The sequence below is a fragment of the Peribacillus sp. genome, from assembly GCF_059453735.1.
Genome location: NZ_JAZVJO010000182.1, coordinates 1 through 7,037 on the forward strand (window position 1 = coordinate 1; position 7,037 = coordinate 7,037).

General features: G+C 41.0%; 5 protein-coding genes. All 5 read left to right on the forward strand.

Annotation, left to right across the window (positions count from 1 at the left end):
• Nucleotides 1–242: 242 nt before the first annotated feature.
• Nucleotides 243–2,087, forward strand: a complete 1,845-nt coding sequence (locus AC52RT_RS06000; RefSeq protein WP_495539903.1) for a methylmalonyl-CoA mutase family protein — start codon at nucleotides 243–245, stop codon at nucleotides 2,085–2,087.
• The gene (gene scpA / locus AC52RT_RS06005) at nucleotides 2,084–4,270 is read left to right on the forward strand and encodes a methylmalonyl-CoA mutase (RefSeq protein ID WP_495539904.1); all 2,187 of its coding nucleotides are present in this window, start codon (nucleotides 2,084–2,086) and stop codon (nucleotides 4,268–4,270) included. Before AC52RT_RS06000 ends, scpA begins: the two co-directional genes overlap by 4 nt.
• Entirely contained in the window at nucleotides 4,270–5,385 is a 1,116-nt protein-coding gene (gene meaB / locus AC52RT_RS06010; RefSeq protein WP_495539905.1) for a methylmalonyl Co-A mutase-associated GTPase MeaB, read from the forward strand. The genes scpA and meaB overlap by 1 nt, the downstream gene beginning before the upstream one ends.
• Before the next feature lie 197 nt (nucleotides 5,386–5,582).
• Nucleotides 5,583–6,020 carry a BrxA/BrxB family bacilliredoxin gene (locus AC52RT_RS06015; protein WP_495539906.1) on the forward strand — a complete coding sequence of 146 codons (438 nt, stop codon included), beginning with the start codon at nucleotides 5,583–5,585 and terminating at the stop codon, nucleotides 6,018–6,020.
• 270 nt (nucleotides 6,021–6,290) lie between these two features.
• The coding region (locus AC52RT_RS06020) for a transporter substrate-binding domain-containing protein (RefSeq protein WP_495539907.1) at nucleotides 6,291–7,037 on the forward strand (747 nt) is incomplete at its 3' end.

The following is a 7,037-nucleotide window of genomic DNA, read 5'->3' on the forward strand; positions in this document are numbered from 1 at the left end:
AATAATGAACGTGAACTAGAAATATTTGAAGCGATTTTTAAAATGGTCTGATTTAGCTATTAAAAGAGGCAGGGAGAAAAGGGAAAACCAGTAATAGTAGCTTTCTATTTAGAATTTAGATATGTTAGAATGTTACTATAATTCAAAAAAAGTGAGAAGGGGGACAGCTTTCTTATTCGTACTGACTGAGCGTTCGCTCTACAACGCTTTATCACTTCGTATAGAGATAAGAAAGCGATTACATGAATATTGATAAGGTTAAAGACCTTTCCTTTCCTAAATCCGATTATGAACAATGGCGGTCAGCAGCTGAGGCTGCTTTACGGGGGAAAACAATAGATAAACTTAAAACACCCACTTATGAGGGAATCACCTTAAATCCGCTTTATACGGAGAATGACGTCTCCCTTACTGACACAGAAAATCCCGGTGAGTTTCCCTATACGAGAGGCATCTATACCAATAGTTATCATGACGAGCCGTGGGCAGTCAGCCAACCTGTTGGAGGTGCTGATTGCAGGGAAGCCAATGAAAAAATGAAATTGGCTCTCTTACGTGGTCAAAATGCTATTGTTTTCCCTGCGGACTTACTTGTAAACGGTGAGCTTACAGAATTACTTGATGGGCTTCCGCTTGATCAGCTGCCATTGTACATCGATGCCAGAGGATTACAAAAAAACTTACTGCCACAGTTAGGAAAGCTGACCAGTTCGATTACTGGGGTGTTAGCAGAAGATCCAGTTGCGGAATGGTGTGTTGATGGTTATATTCCTAGAAAACCAGAACTCTTTTTTAAAGACTGGTTCCATACATTGCGAGAGATGGAGAGCCATGCTCCGCAAGTTAAAAGTATCCTGATAAAGTCAGTGACCTATCATAATGCCGGAGCTTCAGCTATTCAAGAACTAGCGTACGCTCTTGCAACAGCTGCATTATATATCGAAGAAGGGCAAAAAAATGGTTTTACGGTAGAAGATCTTACAAATAAAATGATATTTTCGTTCGCAGTGGATTCAGATTATTTTATGAATATTTCTAAATTGCGGGCAGCTCGACGTCTATGGGCTCAATTTGCCGAAGCTTATCATGTAGATGCTGAGCATTTTAAAATGGTTATTCATGCTGTCACGTCAGAACGTTCAGAAACGCTTTATGACGAGCATGTGAATATTCTCCGCACAGCGAATCAAGCTTTTGCCTCGGTCATTGGCGGTATTCAATACTTGGAGGTTCATCCATTTAATCATGCGTCTTCTATAGAGAATCAGGCGGCTGACAGAATTGCGCGAAATATTCATCTCATTTTAAAAGAAGAAACACATATTACTGAAGTGGCAGACCCCGCAGGCGGCTCTTGGTATGTGGAACAACTTACTGATGAAATAGCTGTAAAAGCGTGGGAGAAATTCTTTGATATACATACTTCAGGAGGAATCCTTCCTTTACTTCAAGAAGGAAAAATTCAAGACGAAATAAGGGATGTCTTCGAAAAGAGAAAACATGATTTAGCATCGCGGAAGGTAAGTATTATTGGGACAAACGTCTACCCTAATCCTGCTGATTTAGGGTCAGACAGATCAGCGGTAAAAGAAATAACTAGTTATTATACATTAATGGATCCACAGTCTATTCCAGCGATTAAGCCAAAAAGGCTCGCAGAACCATTCGAAGAGTTAAGGAAGCGCAGTGCGGCACATCGTAAAGTAAGCGGTGAAGCGCCTAAGATTGGTCTGCTTACAATTGGAGAACTTAAGAATTATAAACCGCGTGCTGATTTTATGAAGGCGTTGGCAGCAGCGGGAGGGATTAAGGTTGTCGAAGGTTCCTGTTTAGAAGCAATTGATTTTATCAAAAAAACCAGCGTACATACGCTCTGTCTATGTGGAAGTGATGAAGATTACAAGGCACAGGTGGTAAAAGACATCAAGAAGGAACTGCCGCAGGTTCGATTGTATCTGGCAGGGAAACAAAAAGAAGAAGTCGAGGCCGAGTTTAAAGATGCAGGAATCCAAGAGGTTATTCATAGTAAAACCAATGCCGTCGATCTGTTGACGGAATGGCATAAACAGTTGGGGGTGAAGGCATGAGGCAGCCGGATTTTACAAAAGTTAAGCCTACTAAAAAGTCAAACCAAGAATCAATTCAAAGTAAGAATGTAAACCAAATGGTTCAGGATTCAATAGAAGATTTACTTTTTGAGAGTAATGAACAAATCATGATTAAGTCTCTCTATACGAAGAAGGATCGTGAAAACCTAGAACATATGGATAGTGTTCCGGGTATTGCTCCTTTTACACGAGGACCTTATCCTTCCATGTATGTCAATCGACCATGGACGGTCAGACAATATGCTGGGTTCTCCACTGCTGAAGAATCGAATGCTTTTTATCGACGGAATTTAGCGATGGGTCAAAAAGGGCTTTCTGTTGCTTTCGATCTTCCAACGCACCGTGGTTACGATTCTGATCATCCGCGTGTAACCGGTGATGTGGGTAAGGCAGGTGTGGCTATTGATTCGATTTTGGACATGAAGCGCTTATTCGATGGCATTCCACTGGATCAAATGTCGGTGTCTATGACGATGAACGGAGCAGTACTGCCCATCATGGCTTTCTATATAGTGACAGCTGAGGAACAAGGGGTCACTCAAGATAAGCTTTCAGGTACCATCCAAAATGATATTTTAAAAGAATATATGGTTCGTAATTCATATATTTATCCTCCGGAAATGTCTATGAAGATTATTGCTGATATTTTTGAATATACCTCCACGTATATGCCGAAATTCAATAGCATCAGCATATCCGGCTATCACATGCAGGAAGCTGGAGCTCCAGCAGATATCGAACTTGCTTATACACTTGCGGATGGACTTGAATATGTTCGTACGGGACTCGAAGCTGGCATCGATATCGATAAATTTGCACCGCGGTTATCTTTTTTCTGGGGAATTGGAATGAACTATTTCATGGAAATTGCTAAAATGAGGGCGGGACGGTTTATTTGGGCAAAATTGATGAAACAATTTACACCAAAAAGTCCAAAAGCCATGGCACTCCGCACCCATTCACAAACTTCTGGATGGAGTTTATCAGAGCAAGATCCATTTAACAACGTGGTCCGGACTTTGCTCGAAGCACATGCAGCAGCGCTCGGACATACTCAGTCCCTTCATACAAACGCTTTAGATGAAGCCATAGCATTGCCGACAGATTTCTCCGCACGAATTGCAAGAAATACGCAGCTGTATCTTCAAGAAGAAACAGGGATTACGAAAGTGATTGATCCGTGGGCAGGCTCCTATTATGTTGAATCATTAACGAAAGCCTTAATTGATCGTGCCTGGGAGCATATTGAAGAAATTGAAAACCTAGGTGGCATGGCAAGAGCCATTGAAACGGGTCTTCCGAAGATGAGGATTGAGGAAGCAGCGGCTAAACGACAGGCCAAAATTGATTCTCAGGAAGAAACGATTGTCGGGGTCAATAAATACCGCCTTGAAATAGAGGATCCAATCGATATACTGGAAATAGACAATACCGCTGTTCGGGAAAGTCAGCTGCAAAAGCTTCGTGAACTAAAAGAAATGCGTGACGATGCAGCGGTCAAAAAAGCTCTTAAAGCACTTGAACAAGGTGCTGCAACAGGGGTTGGAAATCTTCTGGAACTAGCAGTACAGGCTGCTCGGGCACGTGCAACGCTTGGAGAGATTTCTGATGTGATTGAAAAAACTGCAGGCAGACATAAAGCTGTTATTGGATCAATAAGCGGTGTGTATAGTTCGTCCTATTCCAATGATAGCGATATAGATGAAGTAATTGCTATGACAGAAGAATTCCTAGCACAAGAAGGCAGAAGACCGAGAATTTTAATGGCGAAAATGGGCCAAGATGGTCATGACCGCGGGGCGAAAGTGGTGGCTACCGCATTTGCTGATTTAGGATATGACGTCGATATAGGTCCGCTGTTTCAAACAGCAGAAGAAACGGCACTTCAAGCGGTTGAAAATGACGTTCATGCGATCGGGATGAGTTCTCTCGCAGCAGGACATAAAACGCTGCTTCCACAGTTGACAGCAGAATTAAAGAAACTAGGCAGAGAGGATATTGTCGTCATTGTCGGCGGAGTGATTCCTGCTCAAGATTATGAGTTCCTGCTTCAAAATGGTGCATCGGCTATATTCGGACCAGGAACCGTGATTCCTGAGAGTGCTAAAAGGGTACTTCATGAAATATACCGCCGTCTTGGATATGAGGAAGTGACTGAATAATGAGCGGCAAAAAGCCGGAATGGGCAGAAGAAAACGAGGATGGATTTGCTTCCTCTGTGCAGGAGGGTATTAAGCGTTCCGCCAGCTCAGAAACCAAGATACGTAAATTCGTTAAGAAACAAGATCGTCCACAAGATATCGAAGAACTAAAGGAGGGCATTCTTCTCGGCGAACGGGCTAGGCTTGCACGAGCTATCACGCTGATTGAAAGCAATGCACCCCAGCATTTTGAATATGCCCAAAGTCTGCTTCAATCCATCATGACGCATACCGGTAAATCGGTTAGAATTGGAATTTCTGGTGTTCCTGGGGCAGGGAAAAGTACGTTTATAGAGGCATTTGGCACCTATCTTTGTCAGGCCGGACATAAAGTTGCTGTGCTCGCAGTTGATCCCAGTTCTTCCATCAATGGCGGAAGTATTCTTGGACATAAAACAAGGATGGAAGAGTTAGCGCGAAATCCACTGGCGTTTATTCGTCCTTCTCCGTCAGAAGGCACGCTTGGCGGTGTCCATCGTAAGACACGAGAAACGATGCTTTTATGTGAAGCCGCGGGTTTTGATGTGATTCTTGTAGAAACCGTTGGTGTCGGGCAGAGTGAAGCCATTGTCCGTGGAATGGTTGACTTTTTTCTCTTACTGGCTTTAACCGGAGCAGGGGATGAACTGCAAGGGATGAAAAAGGGGATTCTTGAACTGGTTGATGTAATTGTTGTTAATAAAGCGGATGGTTCGAACAAAACAGCTGCATTGAGAACGAAATCTGAGTATAGCCGCATTCTCCATTTTCTTAAGTCACCAACAAAAGGCTGGCAAGCGAAGTCATTGACTTGTTCATCATTAAATGGTGAGGGAATACCTGCCCTATGGGATGTCATTGGTGAATTCACTGGATTAACGAAGCAATCAGGTGTGTTTGAAGAACGTCGGAGGATGCAAGCAAAGGAATGGCTGTATTCACTTGTTAATGAGCAGCTTCAAACGCTCTTCTTTCAAAATGAACGTATAAAACGCATGCTTCCCCAATTAGAAAATGAAGTCATTGCCGGTAAAAAAACCGTGACACAGGCTGTTCATGAGGCCTTTACAAATTTTTATAAAAACGATGGATCATAATATAAAAAGAGGATAGCAGAAACTTCTGCTATCCATTGTGAGTATATAATTTAGGGGTATTTTTGTTCTACCCGCTGCCAACTATTCTAAACCTATTTTTTTCACTTATTTTTGTGGATAGGTAAAAAGATTGATTGAAAGGAAACATCTTGATATGATGTTATGGAACATAGAAGAAGGATGGAAGGAGCACGCACATGAATATGGATTTTAATTTTTTAATGAATGATGTGGTCAAAAATGCCCGTGAGGAAATCAAAACGGCTGGATATACAGAGCTTACAACACCTGAAGATGTTGATTCAGCATTTGCTCAAAAAGGTACAACACTTGTCATGATTAATTCTGTATGCGGATGTGCTGGAGGAATTGCAAGACCTGCAGCTGCACATTCGATTCATTATGATAAACGTCCAGATCATCTTGTCACCGTTTTTGCCGGACAAGATAAAGAAGCTACTGAAAAGGCTCGTGATTATTTTGAAGGATATCCGCCTTCATCTCCATCATTCGCACTTTTAAAAGATGGTCAGTTTTTAACTATGGTAGAGCGCCACGAAATTGAAGGTCATGATCCAATGTCAGTAGTGAATAAACTTCAAACTTATTTTGAACAATATTGTGAAGAAATTTAAGCCTGGTACACCGGGCTTTTTTTTTTGCTTTTTTTATACATAGGTGGTTCCTATAAGTATATTATGTATATCTAAAATATACCAAAAAGCTGTTAAACTCAGTAATCAGTACGATTTATTTCTACTTTATCACTTTTATTTATAAATAATATTGAATAAATATAGAAATATGTTAAAATAATTTTAGCGAATGGATAGGACAAAAATATCTTGAAAATAATAATGATATTGATTTAATAATTTTTTTAAATGGAGGAAAACAACATGAAATTGAAGAGAAGATTCGGCCTTGTGTTTACTTCTGTTATCTTAGCAGGAGTACTTACAGCATGTGGAACATCTGATAAGGATGAATCATCAACTGGCAGCGGCAGTGATACAGATGAGAACGTATTGATTATGGGAACTTCAGCGGATTACCCGCCATTCGAATTTGTTGAAACAGCTACAGGAGAAGAAATTAAGGGATTTGATGTAGATCTAGCGAAAGCCATTGGGAAAAAGCTAGGCTATGAAGTAAAACCGAAGGATATTGATTTTAACGGCTTAATTCCAGCACTAGAAAATGGACAAGCAGATTTAGTGCTAGCAGGAATGACACCGACTCCGGAACGACTAAAAACAGTTGACTTTAGTGATACGTACTATACGTCTAGAAACATGCTTATTACAAAAAAAGGCAGTGATATAAAAACAACCGCTGACCTTGAAGGCAAAACAGTAGGTGTACAATTAGCTTCTATTCAAGAAGGACTAGTTACAGACTTAGTGAAAAAAGAAAAGGTAGATATTAAAGTTGAAAAGCTAAATCGGATTCCTGAAATTGTACAGCAAGTCATTTCTGGCCGTTACGATGCAGCTGTGATTGAAGATACTGTTTCAAAAGGCTATCTAGCAGATAATAAAGAACTAGATGGCACGCTAATTGAAGACGGCAGCGAAGATGCAGGTTCCGCAATCGCCTTCAAAAAGGACAGTAAGCTTAAAGATGAATTTAATGAAAAACTAAGTCGGAGG